Source organism: Novosphingobium resinovorum (genome assembly GCF_027922145.1).
Lineage (GTDB): Bacteria > Pseudomonadota > Alphaproteobacteria > Sphingomonadales > Sphingomonadaceae > Novosphingobium > Novosphingobium resinovorum.
Genome location: NZ_BSFC01000021.1, coordinates 467,399 through 485,935, shown reverse-complemented (window position 1 = coordinate 485,935; position 18,537 = coordinate 467,399). Strand labels below are relative to the sequence as shown.

At 64.0% G+C, this 18,537-nt stretch carries 15 protein-coding genes and 1 pseudogene; 6 read left to right on the top strand and 10 right to left on the bottom strand.

Features of this window, described 5'->3' with window-relative positions; translation table 11 throughout:
- Positions 1-20 precede the first annotated feature (20 nt).
- Positions 21-188 (top strand): hypothetical protein, encoded by a 168-nt coding sequence (locus PKE80_RS14570; protein ID WP_271183115.1) that lies wholly within the window; start codon positions 21-23, stop codon positions 186-188.
- Positions 189-262: 74 nt separating this feature from the next.
- On the opposite strand, the gene bdcA is transcribed toward PKE80_RS14570, so the two are convergent.
- Positions 263-976 carry an SDR family oxidoreductase gene (gene bdcA / locus PKE80_RS14565; protein ID WP_271183114.1) on the bottom strand — a complete coding sequence of 238 codons (714 nt, stop codon included), beginning with the start codon at positions 974-976 and terminating at the stop codon, positions 263-265.
- 167 nt (positions 977-1,143) lie between these two features.
- On the opposite strand from bdcA, the gene PKE80_RS14560 reads away from it, so the two are divergent.
- Positions 1,144-2,049 (top strand): LysR family transcriptional regulator, encoded by a 906-nt coding sequence (locus tag PKE80_RS14560; RefSeq protein ID WP_271183113.1) that lies wholly within the window; start codon positions 1,144-1,146, stop codon positions 2,047-2,049.
- Positions 2,050-2,125: 76 nt separating this feature from the next.
- Here PKE80_RS14560 and PKE80_RS14555 read toward each other — a convergent pair whose 3' ends face one another.
- On the bottom strand, positions 2,126-4,372 hold the full coding sequence (locus tag PKE80_RS14555) for an acyl-CoA dehydrogenase (protein WP_271183112.1): 2,247 nt from the start codon (positions 4,370-4,372) through the stop codon (positions 2,126-2,128).
- A gap of 87 nt (positions 4,373-4,459) precedes the next feature.
- Entirely contained in the window at positions 4,460-5,368 is a 909-nt protein-coding gene (locus PKE80_RS14550; RefSeq protein WP_271183111.1) for a formate/nitrite transporter family protein, read from the bottom strand.
- 160 nt (positions 5,369-5,528) lie between these two features.
- Between PKE80_RS14550 and gst the strand changes: the two genes are divergently transcribed.
- Positions 5,529-6,227: a glutathione transferase, Atu5508 family gene (gst, locus tag PKE80_RS14545; protein ID WP_271183110.1), complete on the top strand. Its 699-nt coding sequence runs from the start codon at positions 5,529-5,531 to the stop codon at positions 6,225-6,227.
- Between the two features lie 83 nt (positions 6,228-6,310).
- Positions 6,311-7,498, top strand: a complete 1,188-nt coding sequence (locus PKE80_RS14540; RefSeq protein WP_370424456.1) for an MFS transporter — start codon at positions 6,311-6,313, stop codon at positions 7,496-7,498.
- Here the strand turns inward: PKE80_RS14540 and PKE80_RS14535 are convergent.
- From PKE80_RS14535 to epsC, 6 genes and pseudogenes are all read right to left on the bottom strand, one after another.
- Positions 7,495-8,433 carry a magnesium transporter CorA family protein gene (locus tag PKE80_RS14535; RefSeq protein WP_271183109.1) on the bottom strand — a complete coding sequence of 313 codons (939 nt, stop codon included), beginning with the start codon at positions 8,431-8,433 and terminating at the stop codon, positions 7,495-7,497. The genes PKE80_RS14540 and PKE80_RS14535 overlap by 4 nt on opposite strands.
- 368 nt (positions 8,434-8,801) lie before the next feature.
- Positions 8,802-9,272 (bottom strand): nuclear transport factor 2 family protein, encoded by a 471-nt coding sequence (locus PKE80_RS14525; protein ID WP_271183108.1) that lies wholly within the window; start codon positions 9,270-9,272, stop codon positions 8,802-8,804.
- A pseudogene (locus tag PKE80_RS14520) lies at positions 9,272-9,900 on the bottom strand (pyridoxamine 5'-phosphate oxidase family protein). The gene PKE80_RS14525 and the pseudogene PKE80_RS14520 overlap by 1 nt, the downstream one beginning before the upstream one ends.
- A 53-nt stretch (positions 9,901-9,953) precedes the next feature.
- Positions 9,954-10,931, bottom strand: a complete 978-nt coding sequence (locus PKE80_RS14515) for an alpha/beta fold hydrolase (protein ID WP_271183107.1) — start codon at positions 10,929-10,931, stop codon at positions 9,954-9,956.
- Between the two features lie 137 nt (positions 10,932-11,068).
- Complete coding sequence (locus PKE80_RS14510) at positions 11,069-11,947, bottom strand: LysR family transcriptional regulator (RefSeq protein ID WP_309298988.1); 879 nt, start codon at positions 11,945-11,947, stop codon at positions 11,069-11,071.
- Positions 11,948-12,303: 356 nt separating this feature from the next.
- Positions 12,304-13,266, bottom strand: coding sequence for a serine O-acetyltransferase EpsC (gene epsC / locus PKE80_RS14505; protein ID WP_271183105.1), 963 nt, complete (start codon positions 13,264-13,266; stop codon positions 12,304-12,306).
- Between the two features lie 364 nt (positions 13,267-13,630).
- Between epsC and PKE80_RS14500 the strand changes: the two genes are divergently transcribed.
- Positions 13,631-15,898 carry a TonB-dependent receptor gene (locus PKE80_RS14500; protein ID WP_271183104.1) on the top strand — a complete coding sequence of 756 codons (2,268 nt, stop codon included), beginning with the start codon at positions 13,631-13,633 and terminating at the stop codon, positions 15,896-15,898.
- Positions 15,899-15,918: 20 nt separating this feature from the next.
- Positions 15,919-17,391 carry an amidohydrolase gene (locus PKE80_RS14495; RefSeq protein ID WP_271183103.1) on the top strand — a complete coding sequence of 491 codons (1,473 nt, stop codon included), beginning with the start codon at positions 15,919-15,921 and terminating at the stop codon, positions 17,389-17,391.
- A 54-nt stretch (positions 17,392-17,445) separates the two neighbouring features.
- Here the strand turns inward: PKE80_RS14495 and PKE80_RS14490 are convergent, their stop codons facing one another.
- A complete protein-coding gene (locus tag PKE80_RS14490; RefSeq protein ID WP_271183102.1) occupies positions 17,446-18,522 on the bottom strand; it encodes an ABC transporter substrate-binding protein in 1,077 nt (358 codons plus the stop codon).
- Positions 18,523-18,537: the final 15 nt, after the last annotated feature.

The window sequence follows — 18,537 nt, the reverse complement described above, 5'->3', positions numbered from 1 at the left end:
GTATCACGGAAGAGGCCGACGTGATCGACCGGATCGTCTCTTCCAACCCCGGTTCAATGCCGCAAAAGCCCCGCCGCGACTTGACCAATGTGGCCAATCAGGGCGCCGAAGCGCCCTGGTCCAAGGCGGATATGGACCGGAAAGCCCGGATAGCCGGGCTTCACGTCCAGAGCTCAGGCTTTGCGTGACGGTATTGATCGCCTATGCGGAGTTTGGATGAACCTGGTATCTGCCGCTGCATCGTTCGTTGCCGCGGGTTCCTTCAGGCGCCGAACCCGCCGTCTATGGTATGGAGCGCGCCGGTGACGACACCTGCTTCGGGGCCGGCCAGATAGGCGACCATGCCGGCGATTTCTTCGGGCCGGGCGTGGCGCTTGATGGCCATGAACGTGTGCATGAAATCCTTCATGGGGCCGTCGCCGGGGTTCATGTCCGTATCGGTCGGGCCAGGCTGGACGGCGTTGACGGTGATGCCCCTCGCGCCGAAGTCACGGGCCAGGCCGCGCGTCAGCCCCTGGATCGCGGACTTGGTGAGCGCATAGGCCGCGCCGCCCGCGAACGGAATGCGATCTCCGTTGGTCGATCCGATGAAGATGATCCGGCCGTTGTCCGGCATGCGCCGGGCTGCTTCCACCGCGGCATGGTAGGGCGCACGGATATTCACGTCCAACATGCGGTCGACGGCATCCGCATCCTGTTCCAGCGGATCGCCGAGCACGAGAACGCCGGCGTTGACGACAAGGATGTCGAGCGGTCCTGCCTCCGCGACGAGATCGATCACCGCATCGCGGTCTGCCGCGTCCGACCGGACTGCCTTTCCGCCGGTTTCGGCCGCAAGTGCCTGGGCGGCCTCCGCTGCTCCGGCGTAGGAGAAGGTCACGGCGGCCCCGCCGGCGGCCAGGCGCCGGACGATCGCGGCGCCGATGCCCCGGCTGCCGCCGATGACGAGTGCTGTTTTGGCTGAGAAGTCGGTCATTTGTACTGCTCCGTCTTGTGTCGGACTTGCCTGCTTCCGATAGTTCGAACAGGCATCTGCCGCTTGCTTCCTCCCGCACGCTGCGGGCTGTCGACCGCAAGATGAATTCAGGCCATCGTGCGCACTAGCCGCCAAATTCCGGAATAGGCTTTCGGGAATGCCGAACGATGATGAAACTTGAAGGAGTGGCCGCGTTCGTTGCCGTGGCCGAAGCAGGATCGATAAGTGAGGCGGCGCGACGCCTGGGCCTCGCCAAATCGGTCGTGAGCGAGCGCGTCGCGGAACTCGAAAGACTGCTGGGGGCCAGCCTGATGCAGCGCACGACCCGCAAGTTGTCCCTCACCGGCGAGGGTGAAATGTTTCTTGAACGGGCGCGCCGGATCATCCGCGAAACGGTCGAGGCACAGGCGGAGATAGCGGAGAGGCGAGGCTCCCTGTCCGGACCACTGCGCCTGGCCGGGCCGATTGGGTTCGGTACGCTGCACCTCGGGCGAATGCTGAATGCATTCCTGGCCGTACATCCGGACATCGACCTCAGCATCGATCTCGACGACAAGTTCGTGGACGTCGCCGCCGACGGGTATGACGCGGTGATCCGTCACGGTCCGATCCAGGACACACGCCTGATCGCAAAGCGCCTGGCCTCAAGCAGACGCCTCCTGGTCGCCGCACCATCCTATCTGGAAAAGCACGGTATGCCCGCCTCGCTGGAGGAACTGGATCGGGCCCGCGCGATCCTCTACTCCAACCGCTCCGCAGACTGGCGGTTCAATGCCGGTGAACGCGAAACCATCCTGCGGCCGCGCGCCTGCCTGCGCGTCAACAACGGCATCGTGATGCGCGACGCCGCACTCGCGGGTCTCGGCATCGCACTGCTCCCTACGTTTTTCACGTATCGACAACTGGAAGATGGCACGCTGCGGCAAATCGACGTGGGGGCGCAAGCAGAGGGAGCGGAACTCTACATCGCCTATACGCGCAACCGCAGCGCCTCGGCGAAGCTGGCGGCACTGACGGAATGGCTGCGGGCGGAGATTGGGACGCCTGCGTATTGGGAGAAGCAAGAAACCTGAATCTTGTCCCGCGCCCAAGTATGCGTGGAATAAGCCGGGGAGCGGGAGAGAACTTCCCGGCGGAAAGGTTGACCGCTCATTCGGCGGCCTCGCGTAGCGGAGCTTCCGCCCTCCTTGCCAGTTCTTCGGGCGCGAAGTCGTCCACGGCGATTACTTCGGCCACGGCAGCATCGGCCTCGCGCAACTGCTTGCGTTCTTCGGCGGAGATCAGCCCCGCCGTCAGCGCCTCGTCGGCGTTGAGGACATGGGCCTGTTTCATCCGGTCATGAATCGGCTGGGTGGTTACGGTCTTGCGGAATGCTTCGGTCAGCCGGGCAACCGCTTCGTCCTGGCCGCCGATATAGACATTTTCGACCAGCCGGTCGCGCGCGGGGCAAGGCTCGAGCAGGATCGCGGCAGCACGGCGGACGGTGCGATCGGTGGGACCGTTGCGGCGTCTACCATAAGGCATGATGAACAGGCGCAGCATCCAGCCGACTGGACGCACAGGGAAATTCTCGATGATTTGCGCGAAACTCTGCTCAATGCTTGCGAAACCGCTCTGCACGCACCAGTCGAGGAGAGGCAGATCGTCGTCCTGCCGGCCTTCGTCCTCCCAGCGCTTGAGTGCGCCCGAGAGCATGTAGAGTTCGGACAGGACGTCACCGAGCCGCGCCGAGAGCAGTTCACGCCGCTTGAGTTCGCCGCCCAGCGTCAGGAACGCGATGTCCGAGCAAAACGCGAAGGCGGCGGCGTAGCGGCTCATCTGGCGGTAGTATCGCGTGGCTTTCCCCGCCTTGGGCGCAGGCGCGAAGACGCCGCCACTCCAACTTCGCACGAAGGCGCGGATCGCGGTCTTGAGCGCGTGGCCGACATGCTTCCATAGCACTTTGTCGAAATCTGCCAGCGCCTGCGTGCGATCGGTGCCGCCCACCGCGCGGATCTCGTCGAGCAGGTAGGGATGCGAGCGGATCGCGCCCTGCCCGAAGACCATCAGGCTGCGCGTCAGGATGTTCGCGCCTTCGACGGTGATGCCGACCGGGATCGCGCGATAATGGCTGGCCATGTAGTTGCGCGGCCCATCGATTACCGCCTTGCCGCCGTGGACGTCCATCGCATCGTTGATGACCACGCGCATCCGCTCCGTTGCGTGCAGCTTGAGGATGGAGGAGATCACGGCGGGATGGTTGCCCTGGTCGAGCCCCGCGCATGTCAGCCGCCGCGCTCCGTCGAGCAGGTAGGCGTTGCCCGCTATCCGGGCGAGGCGTTCCTGGATGCCTTCGAACTTGCCGATCGGCAGGTTGAACTGCGAGCGCACCCGCGCATAGGCGCCGGTCGTGTGCGCGGCGAAGGCGCCTGCCGCCGCAGAGAGCGAAGGCAGAGAGATGCCGCGTCCGGCGGCCAGCGCGCTCATCAGCATCTTCCAGCCATGGCCGACACGCTCGGGGCCGCCGATTACGTTATCGAGCGGGATGAAGACATCCTTGCCTTCGTTGGGACCGTTCTGGAAGGTCTGCATCGAGGGGATATGTCGCCGCCCGATGGTGACGCCGGGCAGATCGGTGGGCACCAGCGCCACGGTGATGCCGATCTCGTCCTGCCCTCCAAGCAGGTGCTCGGGATCGCGCAGCTTGAACGCGAGGCCGAGGATTGTCGCGACAGGGCCTAGCGTAATGTACCGCTTGTGCCAGTTGAGCCGGATGCCGAGCACGTCTTCGCCCTGCCAATCGCCCCGGCAAACCACGCCTTCATCGATCATTGCGGCGGCATCCGATCCCGCCTCCGGGCTGGTGAGGCCGAAGGCGGGAATCTCGCGCCCGTCGGCGAGGCGGGGGAGCCAATGCTCCTGCTGCGTCTCGGTGCCGAAGCGCAGGATCAGTTCGCCCGGTCCCAAAGAGTTGGGGACCATTGCCGTCACCGCCCCGGAGACCGAGCGGGTGGCGATCTTCCTCACGATCTCGCTATGCGCGAAATTCGAGAAGCCGAGGCCGCCATGTTCCTTTGGAATGATGATGCCGAAGAATTTCTCGGACTTGAGGTACGCCCATGCTTCGGGCGACAGGTCGTGGGTTTCCCAGGTCATGCGCCAATCATCGATCATCTCGCACAACGTCTCGACCGGCCCTGTCATGAAGGCCTGCTCTTCCGCATTGAGCGTGGCAGGCGGGAATGCGAGCAAAGCTTCCCAATCGGGATTGCCGGTGAACAGGGCGGCATCCCACCAGGTGTTACCCGCATCGATCGCTTCGTTCTCGGTGGCGGATAATGCTGGCAGCGCGGACTGCACGAGCGACAGCACAGGGCGCGTCAGGACTTTGCGGCGGGCGGCAGTAACAAACGACATCATCAGGTTCCTTCTCCGCAAGATCAACGCATGGGCGGGGCGCATGATCCTGATGTCGTTCAGGCAATTAACCGGGATGCGTATGCCTTACGGTTCGTCAGCGCCAAGGTCGCTGCGCATCTGGCCATGCGCGAGTACCGCGAACAGGCCGGTGCCGCCTATGATGTTGCCAGCCAGCGCTGGAAGCGTGAATTCGATCCAGGCTTCGCCGAAACCGATGGAGCCGCTCAGCCATAGAAAGCTCGCCTGCGACGATCCGGTGACGACATGCGCGAAGCCGCCCAGTGCAATGACGTAGGTAAGGGCGAAGATCACCCAGAATTCGCTGCCGCGTGCATTCGGGAGGACCCAGGCGATGGCTGCCATGATGAATCCGGCTGGAATCCCGAGCGTCAGCGTGCGCGTCCAGTGCTGGAGTTCTAGTTTGCCCAGAATGTCGAGCGCGACCATCCGTTGCTCGTGCGTAATGATGATCTCGCCCGCCATCAGCGCACTGACGAGCGTGACGCCGACAAGGTTTCCTACAAGGACGCATGCCCATAGGCGGGCCAGCCGCCTGAAGCTGTGGAGGGAAGGAGAAGTCGCGACGGGCAGCACTGCAGTTACCGTACTTTCGGTGAAGAGCTGAAGGCGGCCCATGACGACGATCAGGTAACCGATGGGATAGCCCAGGAAATAGACGAGGGGTGCCCAGTCTGTGTCGGGGAGGTGACTGCGCAGGAACAGCTCGCACAGCAGCGATAGCGCGATCGCCAGCCCGGCCGCGATGCCGGACAGGATCAGGGCAAGGGCGGGGCGCCGCAGTTCCTCCTCGCCCTGCAGGCGCACGACCTCGTGCACGATCTTGGAAGAACCTGCCCGCCGCTCCTCCACCTCCTGCACTTCGGCGGTGTCGAGCGCTTTGTCCGGCTGCTCTTCGGTCTCGTCATCGATGGTCTCTCCCCCGCGCGCGGTATCCAGCTTTGCGTCGGCAGCATGGGCATCGGGAAAGGTCATCGCGCGGCTCCTTTGACTGTCCACAACCCGCGAACGGGTCAGGAGTTCATCTCGGTGCGCTGGCCAGGTTCGCGTCCGACCGGGCCGAATTGCAAGATAGTGCGAAACGAAGCGCTGCAGCGTGCATTGATGCTGATATTATCCCTGTCAGGAATGCGCGATGGCCGATTTCGATTTGTATTACTGGCCGGTTCCGTTCCGGGGGCAGTTCCTTCGCGGTATCCTTGCCTATGCGGGCGCGAATTGGGCAGAGCATGGCAGTGACGAGATCGGGGAGATCATGGGGCGACATCCATCGGGTCAGCCTATTCCCTTCATGGGGCCGCCGGTACTCGTCGATAATGCCAACGGCTTTTCCATCGCGCAGATGCCTGCGATAGCATGGTATCTGGGTGAAAAACTCGACCTTCTGCCGCAGTCGCTAGAAGCGCGGGCGCAGACTATGAAGGTCGTCAACGATGCCAACGACGTTCTCGATGAAATCACCCTCGACGGCGGCCGGGAAATGTGGACCGGTGAAAAATGGCGCGGGTTCATGCCACGTCTGAGACGGTGGATGGAAATATGGGAGGCGACTGGTCGCGCCGGTGGCCTCGTGTCTGATGGGGGCACCTTGTTCGGCACCCGGGATCCGGGCTTGGCAGATATCGTGACCGCCACTCTCTGGTCTACGATAAGCGAACGCTTTGCCGTGATTGCTACGGTTTTGGCCGAGACTGCGCCGCAAGTCGACGCGCTTGTCAGGCGAATGCAGGCGACACCTGGTCTGGCACTATTGGCGCAAGTGTCCCGCACCAGATACGGGGATGCCTATTGCGGGGGCGAGATCGAAAAGTCCCTGCGCGCGGTGGCGTCGTAGTAATCGTGAGAACGCATCCGCTGGATCGTCGTTCGCTCGCCCTCGCGGCGCTGTCCACCGTAGTCGAATGGTATGATTTCACCTTGTTCCTCTACATGGCAACAGTGCTTTCGCGCGTGTTCTTTCCGGGCGAGACACCAGACGCGGCGATTCTTACTGCGCTTCTGGGCTTTGCCGTGGCCTATCTCATGCGGCCGGCTGGTGCGCTGGTATTCGGCCATTTCGGGGATCGCCATGGGCGCCGCGCGACATTGCTCGCCTCCATGGGCCTGATGACCGGCGCAATGCTGCTGACCGCCATGCTGCCCACTGCCGCGCAGGCCGGGCCGCTGGCTGGCGCGGCGCTGCTGGGTCTCCGCTGCGTCATGGGGTTCGCTGTCGGCGGCGAATATACCGGGGTCGTCGCTTATCTTCTCGAGGGCGCGCCAAGGCATCGGCGTGGTCTGGTCACTTCGCTCGCTGCCGCGACGAGCGAGGTTGGCGGGCTGCTGGCAGCCGGTGTCGCGGCGCTGACGGTCAGCCTGCTACCAGCAGCGCAGCTGGACGGCTGGGGCTGGCGCATTCCGTTCTTTGTCGGCGCGGCGCTGGCCGGACTGATCCTTCTGGCCCGCTCGGCCATGGCGGAATCGCCTGAATTCGCTGCGAACCGCGATGCCGGAACCTTGCCGCGCCGACCCCTCGTTCACGCGTTGACGCACCATCGGGCGGGTGTGTTGCGTGGTTTCGCAATCTCGGCGCTGGGTTCGATCACATATTATGTCGGCATAACCTATGTGCCGGTATTCCTGACTTCGTCCGGACGGCTCAGCGAAGCCCAGTCGCTGCAACTGGCGACGATCGCCGCGCTAGCGGTCATCGTGGTGACTCCTTTCGTTGGCCTTGTCTCTGATCGCTTTGGACGCCGCGCGGTACTGGTGTCGCTCGCAATACTGGGCGCGACGGTGCCTTATTTCCTCTTCGGTCTTCTCGCCGGAGCGTCGCGAAGCGAGGCGATGATGGCTGCGGTGCTGTTGGCTGTGCTGGCAGGCGGCGTAAGTGCAGTGGGGGCCGTCGCCACTGCTGAGCAGGTGCCTGCCGAGGGGCGTCTCAGCGGCCTGGCGTTGGGCGCCACCAGCGCCACAGCGCTGTTTGGCGGCCTCACCCCGTGGCTGGCACAGGTCTTGATTGCGAGGACCGGCGCGGAAACGGCTCCCGGCATCATGATCGCTGTGGTGGCGCTTTGCGTTCTGCCAATCCTGGCAGCGATGCGCGATGTGCCCGAAGAGACCTAGATCCAGCCTCGCTTCTTGAACCAGACGTAGGGTAGGACCCCGGACAAGACGCATAGGCCAAGGGCCAGCGGGTAGCCAAAAGGCCAATTCAGTTCGGGCATGACGTGGAAGTTCATTCCGTACACGCCGACCACAAGTACAGGCGGGATGCCGACCACCGACGCTACGGTGAGCACTTTCACCACGTCGTTCTGTTCGATGTTGAGGAACGCGCTTGCCGCGTCCTGGAGAAGTTGAATGCGTCCTTCGAGGCTCGTCTCGAATTCGTCGAGTGACGTGATGTCGTGGCGGACGGCTTCCAGTCTGTCCTGCATCTCCTGATCCAGCTTGGGCGTGCACCGATCGAGGATGAAGTTCACCAGCCGCCCGATACTCAGGAACGTGTAGCGCACGCGCGACGCCCGGTCGCTTGCCTGGCCCATATTCCGCATGATCTCGCGGATCTTGCGGGTTTCCGTATTAAGTCCCGGCCGGGATGTCTCTTCGAAGAACAGTGATTGGGAAGCTCCGGCAACGATTTCCGAGGCATGCTCGAGGTGATCCGCCGCGCGGTCCACGACGTCTTCAAGTAAAGTTGCAAGCACGGAAACGGGTGTCATTTGCGCCGGGTTGGTAAAGGTGCCAGCGACAGCCTCGAAGGACGCGATTTCGGTATATCGCACCGTAAGGAGCACGTCCGGCGTAAGAATGAAGCCGGTCGGCGAAAATCGCCAACGATCAGTGCCGGCACCGGTAATCAAGGGAGCGCTCATATAAAGCACGTTTCCATCCATGCGCAGCCGGCTTGACGTCTCAATCTCGCGCAGGGCGTCGATATCGGGAATGTGCACGCCATAGCGCTTCTCGATCGTTGCCTTTTCGGCGTCATCGGGCGAACATAGATCGAGCCATAGCGTTTTTGTTCCATCCGGCTGTGAAGGGAACGATCTCAACATGATGGCCTCTTTTCCGTTCTGCCGACGTTTTGGCCAAGGTGTAACGGTGGCAGGGAGCTGGTGGTTGCTAAGCGCCGTGGACGAATTTGAGCCGGTATCTGACGGTGGCGATATGGATCATGCTCATGAAGTTGCTTGCAAGCTGATCATAGCGGGCGGCGCTGGCCCGGTTGATTTTTAAACGGCTAACCATGCGCTCGATGCAGTTGCGTTGCCTGTAGAGCGTACGGTCATGTTCAATCTTTACGCGGCGGTTGATCAGAATACGTCATTCCGCTTCGCTCAGATCACCTCGGCGCCAACCTGCCTTCAAAGGGCAGCTTTGGATCAACCGGTACGCCCTACGTCGACCAATTCGTCCACGCCGCCTAGAATCCGAGGTCGCCCAGGCCCGTATGCTCGTCGGGACGCCGGCCGAGCGGCCAGTGAAAGCGCCGGTCTTCCACCGCGATCGGCGTGTCGTTGATCGAGGCGAGGCGCCTTTGCATCAGTCCGTTCTCGTCGAACTCCCAGTTCTCGTTGCCATAGGAGCGGAACCAGTTGCCGCTGTCGTCATGCCATTCGTATGCGAAGCGCACGGCGATGCGGTTGTCCCGAAAGGCCCACAGTTCCTTGATCAGCCGGTAATCCAGTTCCCGCTGCCACTTGCGCGTCAGGAACGCGATGATGGCGGGGCGGCCGTTCAGGAATTCGCCGCGATTGCGCCACTGGCTGTCCGGCGTATAAGCCAGCGCGACCTTCTCGGGATCGCGGCTGTTCCAGCCATCCTCGGCAAGGCGGACCTTCTCGGCCGCCGTCTCCAGCGTGAAGGGCGGCAAAGGCGGGCGCGGACTTTCCATCATGCTTCTCCTCGTTTTTCGAGTCGGAGGCGCAGGGCTGCGTTCTCCGCTTCCAGTTCGGCCATTCGTTCGTGCAGCGGACGCACCGCCTGTTCGATCTCCCGCTCGGTGAAGCGGGGGTGATGTGCTGGGGGCAGTTCCAGTCGAACGCCTTCAACCGGAACCGGAAGATGCGCTCGGGCCGCGCCTTGTAGCCCTTGTCCATGACGCGTTCGGTCAGTGCCGGGTCCTCGTCAAGCGGCAGCTTGTCGACATGGGCATAGATCTTGAGCCGCATGCGACGCGGATAGTCCATCAGGAACAGCGAGGCCCGGTCGTTCGCGGCCAGATTGCCGGTGCTGATGTACTGGCGGTTGCCGCGATAGTCGGCGAAGGCCAGCGTGCGCTCGTCGACCATCTTGAGGAACCCGGCGGGGCCGCCGCGGTGCTGGACATAAGGCCAGCCGTCTTCCGAGACGGACCCCATGTAGAAGCTGTCGCGCGCGGCGATGAAGGCGGCCTCGTTCGCGGTGAACCGGTCGAATGCGCGGTCCCCCTCGAAATGGGCCCACTGCCTGTCCGCGCCCATCTCCGCCTGCGCCGCGCGGACGCTGGGGGTCATGGCGATATCGAGAAATCCGTAAGACATAGCGTATCTTCCGATTTGAGGCGGGGGCAGTTCGCGACTGCCCCCGCCCTCGTTCAGCGCGGCGCGACCTTGCGATCGAGGAAATCCCGGATCAGCGGCGCCATCTCGTCCAGCTTGTCCTCGAGCGCGAAATGCCCGGTATCGAGGATGTGGAGTTCGGCCTCGGGCAGATCCCGCAGGTACGGGTGCGCGCCGGGCTCGGGGAAGATCGTGTCGTTCTTGCCCCACAGGATGATCGTCGGCGGCTTGCGCTCGCGGAAGAACTGCTGGAACTGCGGGTAGAGCGGCACATTGGTGCGATAGTCGTAGAACAGGTCGAGCTGGATCTCGCTGTTGCCCGGCCGGTCGAGCAGCGCCTGGTCGTGGACCCAGTTGTCCGGGCTGATCCGCGATACGTCACGGACGCCGTCGGTGTACTGGAACTTGGTCGCCTTTGGCGTCACCAGCCAAGCCTGCGCTGCCCGGTCCTTGGCCGATCCGCTCTTCCAGTAGGTCTTGATCGGGTCCCAGAACGCGCCGAGCCCTTCGTCATAGGCGTTGCCGTTCTGGACGATCAGCCCGCTCACCCGCTCGGGGTGCTTGAGCGCCAGCCGGTAGCCCACGGGCGCGCCGTAATCCATGACGTACATCGCATAGCGCTGGGCACCGATCTGGCCCATCAGCGCATCGACCATGTCGGCATAGTGCGCGAAGCTGTAAGCGAACTGCTTGTGATCGGGCGCATCGCTCTCGCCGAAGCCGGGATAGTCCGGCGCGATCACGTGATAGCGATCTGCCAGCAGCGGGATCAGGTTGCGGAACATGTGCGAGGATGTGGGAAAGCCGTGCAGCAACAGCACCACCGGGCCATCGGCCGGGCCGGCTTCGCGGTAGGCCATCTTCACGCCCTCGATGGTCGCGGTGCGGTAGTGAACGGTCGCCGGCGCCGTGCTGGACGCGGTGATCTGCTGCGTAGGAGCCGCCATCGCACCGCTAGGAGCCGCGATGGCCGCGCCCGCGAGCATCAGGGACAGGATCAGTTGCTTGGTCATTTTTTCCACCCTCGTCGAAACCGCTGAGCGATCTGCGTCAGCTTCTGGAGGGAGATATAATTCTTACCGATCGAAGCGATAATTCGGCAATTTTGAAAGTCATTGTTCCGATAATTGGAATTATCGCGCGATGGTCGCTATTGAAGAAGGGGATTGTTTCGCAGCGTTTCAACGGCGAGATCGACGAACGCGCGTACTTTGGCGGTCGCCCGTCGGCCCTCGCCATGGACCACGTGTATCGGCATCGGGCTTTCCGCATGATCGTCGAGCACGGACTGGAGGCGGCCCTGCGCCAGTGCCGGATCGATCTGGTAGGACAGCACGCGGGTGATGCCCCAGCCCTGTTCGGCTGCGGCTATGGCGGCCTGGTTGGTGTTGCACAGCAGGCGCGGGTGAACGGTGACGCTGCTGCGCGAATCCGGGCCGAAATGCCACTCGGGCGAAACCCAGGCGCCGGTCGGCATGATGACGCGGTGCTCCGCAAGATCGGCAGGGGACCGGGGAACGCCATGCTCGGCAAAATAGGAAGGCGCGCCGCAGATCATCCGGCGCACCCAGCCCACGCGCGTGGCGGTCAGGCCCGACGGCGGCAGGTTGCCGATCCTGATCGCGACATCGATCCCTTCCTCGATGATGTTCACGCTGCGGTCGAGGAACAGGCTTCGACCGGTCACGCGCGGGTAGAGATCGAGATATTCCAGCAGGATGGGAAGCACGTGCATCTGCCCGAACATGACCGGCGCGGTGACGACGAGCGTGCCTGCGGGGTTGCCGTGCGATCCCGCCGCCGAAGCCTCGGCCTCCGCGATATCGGCCAGGATGCGCCTGCAGTCGTCGAAATAGCGCTGCCCGGCCTCGGTCATCTTCACCGACCGGGTGGTGCGAGCAAGGAGCCGCACGCCGATCTCGTCTTCCAGACAGGATATCGCGCGCGTGACGGCCGGTGGACTGATGTGCATTTGCCTTGCCGTCTCGGCGAAGCTTGCGGTCTCTGCCACCCGGACGAAAATCCTCATGGCTTGCCACCGATCCAAGTCCACGTCCCCCGTCAGCACAGTGTTCCTGCTGGAGATGCGCGGAAACAGTGGTTTAGGTCAATGATTGCGATCCGATGCCACAACCGGCATCAATCGTTAATTGGCGACGAGATTGGCAAAGGCACGGAAACCTGAAGCTGGCTGTCTCCCGGTGACAGCGGGGAGACAGAACCTTTCGGCAACCGCTACGCGCCCATTTCAGCCACTCGAAAGCTCCAATCGCCGTCCTGAAACGTGGCGTTCGCTGATGAATAATCTCTGGCTGGATGGTGATTGAGCCGAGCCACGACCATGTTGGCATTCAAACATAGAATGCCGATTGCGCTTCCTCCCGTTCAATTGTTCTGGGGGCTGATGACCAGGTTCTGTTCGCGTGCCTGGAACACGCGGCTGAACGGTGGCACGTCGTGGGTCAGCCAGACGTTGCCGCCGATTTCCGATCCCGTGCCGACCGTGACCCGGCCCAGGATCGTGGCTCCTGCATAGATCACCACGTCGTTCTCGATGATCGGATGGCGCGGGATGGCCTTGATGAGCATTCCCGTATCCCCCACCGGAAAGTTCTTCGCTCCGAGCGTGACGCCTTGGTAGAGCCGCACGTTGTCGCCGATGATCGCGGTTTCGCCGATCACGACGCCGGTGCCGTGGTCTATGAAGAAGCCTCGGCCGACCTGTGCACCGGGGTGGATGTCGATCCCGGTGCGGCTATGCGAGATTTCCGAGATGATACGCGCGATCAGCGGGGCGCCTTCCAGATGCAGCGTATGGGCCAGCCGGTGATGGATAATGGCCAGCAGCCCGGGATAGCAGATCAGCACTTCATCCAGGCTGCGCGCGGACGGGTCGCCGCTGAATGCAGCTTCGATGTCGATATCCAGCAGCCGGCGGATTTCCGGCAACTGGTGCGAGAGCGCAAGGACGATGCGGGTGGCGCCGTCGTCGATGGCCTGTCCGTCACTCGGTTCGAGAGTATAGGTCAGTTCCAGCCGCAGCTGCGCGTGAAGGCGGCTCAGCGCGATCTGGAGCGTCTGCGTGACGAAGACGTCCTCGTTGTGCAGGCGCACGAAGTCCGGGCCAAGGCGCAAGGGGAACAGCGCGCCGCACAATTCGTCCATCACTTTGGCCATGCGGACCCGGGAGGGGAAGCTCTCCACGCCGTATTCGGCATGGTGCGTATTCGTCTGCCGCCAGTTGTGCCGGATCTGCGCGAGTTCCTGCACCACGCCGGCCACATCCCAGAAGTCGGCGGCATTGCCGACTGCAGCGAGGTTCGTGGAAGAGGTCGGCTCTGTGGTCATGAGGATACTTGCCCGGTAACTGCCACGCTCTCCGGATGAAGAACGCTTTCGCGAGCAGGATGCCTCTCGCGGATAATCTCAACTAAAATTGTAGATAAACGGGGTCAAGGTGTGCCGCGGCGGCGGCGTCCAAGAAAACATGCTCGGCAGTGAAGATCGTCTTCGCGGTGAATACGGTGTCCTCGGCACAACATGAAGGGGGTGCTTTCCCCGATGCTGCAATGGCAGCAGCCTATCGATTTTTGCGCAGGTTCCATGGTTGAGTATAAGCAAAATTTCTCCGCAAATCACGGAAATCCAAGAAGAAATCGTACTGGCACGGTTCTTGTTAATGGATTTCCCCGAGCAACCTGCAGGGGGATCAATGACCAAGTTTCTGAGTGCCGTAGCCGCTGTCACGCTGGGCAGCTTTCTCGTTCCCGGTTTCGCGGCGCCTGCTCTTGCGGCGGACGATGCCGCTGCCGATACGGCTTCCGGGTCCGAGATCGTCGTCACTTCGCTCAAGCGCGAAGTCCGGTTGCAGGATGCACCGGCCAGCATCACCTCGATCTCGGACGATACGCTGCGTGCGGCGAGCCTCGATTCCGCCAACGACCTCGCGCGCGCGGTGCCCAGCCTGACGATCACCGATGCCGGGCCGGGCCAGCGGCGCATTACCCTTCGCGGCATCCGCAGTGCCGGGGATGCGCAAGTCGGCATCTATTATGACGAGACGCCGGTAGCCGGGCCGCCGGGAACCACCAGCGATCCGGGCGGCAGCCAGTCCGACTTCAAGCTGTTCGACCTCGAGCGCGTCGAGGTGCTGCGCGGGCCGCAGGGCACCCTCTACGGTGCGGGCGCGGTCGGCGGCACGATCCGCCTCGTCACCCGCAAGCCCGATTTTGAGTTCGGTGGCCGGATCGACGTCGGAGCCACCACCACCGAGGGCGGCGGCGAGGGCTACCAGATCAACGCCGCCGTGAACGTGCCGATCGTGAAGGACGTGCTGGCCGTGCGCGGCGTCTACTTCCGGCGGCAGAACGACGGCTGGGTGGACAATCCGGGGCTGGGGCTGACCGGCATCAATTCCGAACGCAGCGACGGAGGGCGCATCCTGGTGCGCTTTATCCCGGCGTCGTGGCTCACCATCGATGGTGCGGCGCACTTCCTCTACACCGAGGGCGGAGCCAGCACCTGGTCGCCGAGCGCGGGCAAATACAATGCCGTCAACGCCTCGCAGGTGCCCTACGAGGACAAGCAGCGGCTCTACAGCCTGTCCGCCCACGCCGAACTGGGCTTTGCCGACCTTGTCGCGACGACCAGCTATCAGGACCGCGACACGCTGGTGACGCGCGATCCGACCCCGCTGTTCAACAGCTTCCGCACCGCCTCCGGCTGCGCGACGCACTTCACCGCAGCGACTTGCGCCACGCCCGCGGGGTTCGCGGCCTACAACAGCTATGTCGATAGCCTTACGCCGGTGATCTACTACCAGCCGCAGTCGGTGACGGACTGGACCAGCGAACTGCGTCTGCAGTCGAACAATTCGTCGTGGTTCCAGTGGACCGTCGGCGGTTTCTACGAGGACCGCGATGCCAAGGTGCTTTCGGAAGCGCGCCGCACCAATGCCTCCGACGGGTCGCAGGTCGTCGGCGCGACGCCGCTGCTGCAGCGCCACGTGGTCGATTACCTCAAGCAGAAGGCAGCCTTCGGCGAGATCGCCGTCACCCCGGTTGAGGGGCTGACGGTCACCGGTGGCCTGCGCTACTACAGCTACGACAAGACCGTGGGCGGCGACACCACCATCGGTCTCGACATCCTGCGCACGCGCGTCACGCCCTGGGCGCTGTACAAGACGAAGAACACCGGCTGGCTCTACAAGGCCAATGTCAGTTGGAAGGCGGCCGACAACGTGCTCGTCTACGGGCAGGTGGCGACCGGCTACCGTCCGGGCGGCGTCAATCAGGTGCTCGGACTGGCGCAGGCGCTCGCCTATAGCCCGGACAAGCTGACGACTTACGAAGGCGGCATCAAGACCTCGTTCGGCGGCGATGCGTTGATCCTCAATCTGGGCGGCTACATCACCGACTGGTCCGACATGCAGGTCAGCATCAACAGCGGCAGCTTCGTCTATCTCGGCAATGCGGGCGCGGCGCGCATCAAGGGTGTGGAGGCCGAAGCCACGCTCAACCCGGCGCGCGGCCTGACCTTCACCGTCAACGCCGCCTTCACCGATGCAAAGCTGACCCAGGATCAGGTGCCGGACGGGGTGACCCCGCTCGCCACGACGGCGCGCAAGGGCGACAAGATCCCGTTCATCGCGCCGCAGACCATCGGCATTGCGGGGCAGTACGAATGGGCGCTCGGTTCGGGCGGGTGGAGCGCGCTGTTGCGCGGCGATCTCGGCTACGTCGGCGGATCGCGCGCGGACTTCCGGCCCAATGCGTTGGGCTATCGCAAGGTGGGCGACTACACGCTCGCCAATGCGCGGATCGGCGTGAAGAACGATCGCTACGGCATCTACTTCTACGTCAACAACCTGACGAACACCGTCGCGCGCCAGTCCGCCGGCAACACGCTGGGCGGCACCACCGAGACCGTCACCACGCTGCCGCCGCGCACTTACGGCATCAACCTGACCGGCTCGTTCTGATCGACATGAAAGGCCTCCCCATGAAGCATGACCACCTGATCCACGCCGCCCTGGGCGTTCTGGCACTCGCCCTGGCCCCCTCGGCGCGGGCCGAGACCCTGTCGGACAAGGACAGCGCCGTGATCCTCGCGGGGATCGACGCGCGTAAACCCCAGCTGACCGCCAACGCCCGCAAGATCTGGGAGTGGGCCGAAGTCGGCTTCCACGAGGACCAGAGTTCGGCGCTGCTTCAGCAGCAGCTCAAGGCCGCAGGCTTCCGTGTCGAGGCTGGGACGGATGGCATTCCTACCGCCTTTACCGCGACTTACGGCAATTCCGGGCCGGTCCTCGCGCTCCTTTCGGAATACGACGCGCTGCCCGGTCTCTCGCAGGTGGACCAGCCGGTCGAACAATCGCGCGGCGGGCTGGCGGGCCATGCCTGCGGCCACAACCTGCTCGGCACCGCCTCGGTGGAGGCGGCGATCGCGCTGGCCAAGTGGCTCAAGGCGAGCGGCACGCCGGGTACCGTGCGCCTTTACGGCACGCCGGCCGAGGAGGGCGGCTTCGCCAAGGCCTATCTCGTGCGCGACGGGTTCTTCAAGGACGTGGACGCGGTGCTGAGCTGGCACCCGAGCAGTTCCAACGGCGCTTCCCAGGGGCAACTTTTGTCGATGGTGACGGCCAAGTTCCGCTTTACCGGCATCGCCTCGCACGCGGCAGCGGCGCCCGAACGGGGGCGGTCGGCGCTCGATGGCGTGGAGATCCAGAACGTCGCGGTGAACTACTTGCGCGAGCATATCCCTTCCGATGCGCGGGTGCATTACACGATCACCGACGGCGGCGACCAGCCCAACATCGTGCCCGCGCATGCGGAGAGCTTCTACTACGTGCGCCACTACGATCCCGAAGTCGTGCGCGACGTGTTCGACCGTGTGGTCAAGGCGGGCGAGGGCGCCGCGCTCGCGACCGACACCAAGTTCGAATACGAGATCATCGGCGGCAGCTTCGGCACGCTGCCGAACGACACGCTTGGCCGGGTGGTGGACGCCAGCCTGCGCAAGGTCGGCGGTTACAGCTACACGCCCGAGCAGCAGCGCTTCGCCGACGAGATCGCCAGGACGCTGCCCAAGGGTGCTGCCAAGGGCGGGCCTTCGGCGATCGGTACCTATGATTTCGGGCGCAAGGGTTCGGCGTCGTCGGACGTCGGCGACATCAGCTGGGTCGTGCCGACCGCCAGCCTCGGCACCGCGACCTGGGTGCCCGGCACCGCGCCGCACAGCTGGCAGGCGGCGGCCGCCAGCGGCACCTCGATCGGTGTCGAGGGCGCGGAAGTGGCAGCCAAGACGCTGGCGCTGTCCGGCGCGCAACTGTTCCTCCAGCCCGACAAGCTGCGGGACGCCAAAGCCGAACTGCAGCGCAGCCAGGGCGCGGGGTTCAAGTACGAACCGCTGGTTGGCAATCGCAAGCCGCCGCTGGATTACGCGCGCAGCAGCCTGCCGCGGGGGCGCAAGTAACGGCTGGTTTCCCGCCACCTCGAAAAGGTGGCGGGAATTGCAAGGACGAGCCGGTCAGCCGCGGCCCAACCGGTCGTAAGCGGCCGCGAGCGGGCGCGGATCGACCCAGTCGGCCAGCGGGAAATCGCGCTCCAGGAAGCCGAACAGGCCCAGCGCCTTCTTCTGCTGGTCGAACAGGGCAAGGCGCTCGGCATCCAGCGTGGGATGCAGCGTCTTGTGGAAGTCCGCGCCATAAGCCTGCGTCACCGCTTCCACGCTGCCGCGCGTTTCGAACTGCAGGATCTCGTGCACTTTCGCGATATTCTGCGCGGCCCAGTCGGCGGCGCGCAGGGTCACTTCGAGGAAGCGGACGAGATGGTCGAAGTGATCGTCGATCAGGCTCTGGTGGACCGTGATCGGACGCGGCGTGCCGTTGTTCACGCGCGAGGCCTTGTTCGGCAGTGCATCGAGGTCGATGCCGACGACGACGCCAGCCTCGCGCGCGCCGTCGAGAGCCGAGGCGCCCTTGACGTAGACTGCGTCCACATCGCCGTTCGCCAGCGCATCGATGGCCCAGAGCCGGTTAATGGTGCCGCGCCCCGGCTGACTGTCGCGTCCGGCGCCGCCGATGTTGCGGATGGTGCCGTCCACTTCGATGAGATCGACGTCGTCGAAAGTCAGGCCGCCCGCGTGCAGCGCGCCCTTGTAGCCGAGCAGCGACATGCCTCGCCCGATGCTGGTGCCGCGCAAGTGGCTGGGAATCTCGTGGTCGGTCCAGCTGGGCAGGGCAAGGCGCTTGCCCTTGAGGTGCGCGGGCTGGGTGATGCCGGAATCGGGGCGGACGAGGATGACCTGGCTTTCCTCGATCCAGGTCAGGCCGACGAGCTTGGTCGGCTCGCCCTGTGCGCGTGCGGCGAAAGCGAGGATGTTGCCGCCCTCGCGGATCAGCGTGGGCAGGCGGTGGTCGTAGTGCCGCAGCGCGATCTCGGGCGTCGATTCCTGAAGCGTGCGCACCGGGATGCCTTCGCTTGCGAATTCCTCGGTCAGCCAGCCCAGCTTGTAGGCGAGCCCGGTCGCTGTCGGCACCGGGCAGCGGGTGAACCAGATTTCATCGGGCGCGGTGGATGCATGCGTAGCAGTCTGCGTGGCCATGTCGGTTTCCTTTTT

What these genes read in the sequence shown, in the direction of transcription:
- PKE80_RS14555 (WP_271183112.1), bottom strand. Translation starts at nt 4,372, where the DNA reads ATGTCGTTTGTTACTGCCGCCCGCCGCAAAGTCCTGACGCGCCCTGTG.
- PKE80_RS14495 (WP_271183103.1), top strand. Translation starts at nt 15,919, where the DNA reads ATGAAGCATGACCACCTGATCCACGCCGCCCTGGGCGTTCTGGCACTC.
- PKE80_RS14490 (WP_271183102.1), bottom strand. Translation starts at nt 18,522, where the DNA reads ATGGCCACGCAGACTGCTACGCATGCATCCACCGCGCCCGATGAAATC.
- epsC (WP_271183105.1), bottom strand. Translation starts at nt 13,266, where the DNA reads ATGACCACAGAGCCGACCTCTTCCACGAACCTCGCTGCAGTCGGCAAT.
- bdcA (WP_271183114.1), bottom strand. Translation starts at nt 976, where the DNA reads ATGACCGACTTCTCAGCCAAAACAGCACTCGTCATCGGCGGCAGCCGG.
- PKE80_RS14510 (WP_309298988.1), bottom strand. Translation starts at nt 11,947, where the DNA reads ATGAGGATTTTCGTCCGGGTGGCAGAGACCGCAAGCTTCGCCGAGACG.
- PKE80_RS14525 (WP_271183108.1), bottom strand. Translation starts at nt 9,272, where the DNA reads ATGGAAAGTCCGCGCCCGCCTTTGCCGCCCTTCACGCTGGAGACGGCG.
- gst (WP_271183110.1), top strand. Translation starts at nt 5,529, where the DNA reads ATGGCCGATTTCGATTTGTATTACTGGCCGGTTCCGTTCCGGGGGCAG.
- PKE80_RS14500 (WP_271183104.1), top strand. Translation starts at nt 13,631, where the DNA reads ATGACCAAGTTTCTGAGTGCCGTAGCCGCTGTCACGCTGGGCAGCTTT.
- PKE80_RS14550 (WP_271183111.1), bottom strand. Translation starts at nt 5,368, where the DNA reads ATGACCTTTCCCGATGCCCATGCTGCCGACGCAAAGCTGGATACCGCG.
- PKE80_RS14560 (WP_271183113.1), top strand. Translation starts at nt 1,144, where the DNA reads ATGATGAAACTTGAAGGAGTGGCCGCGTTCGTTGCCGTGGCCGAAGCA.
- PKE80_RS14515 (WP_271183107.1), bottom strand. Translation starts at nt 10,931, where the DNA reads ATGACCAAGCAACTGATCCTGTCCCTGATGCTCGCGGGCGCGGCCATC.
- PKE80_RS14535 (WP_271183109.1), bottom strand. Translation starts at nt 8,433, where the DNA reads ATGTTGAGATCGTTCCCTTCACAGCCGGATGGAACAAAAACGCTATGG.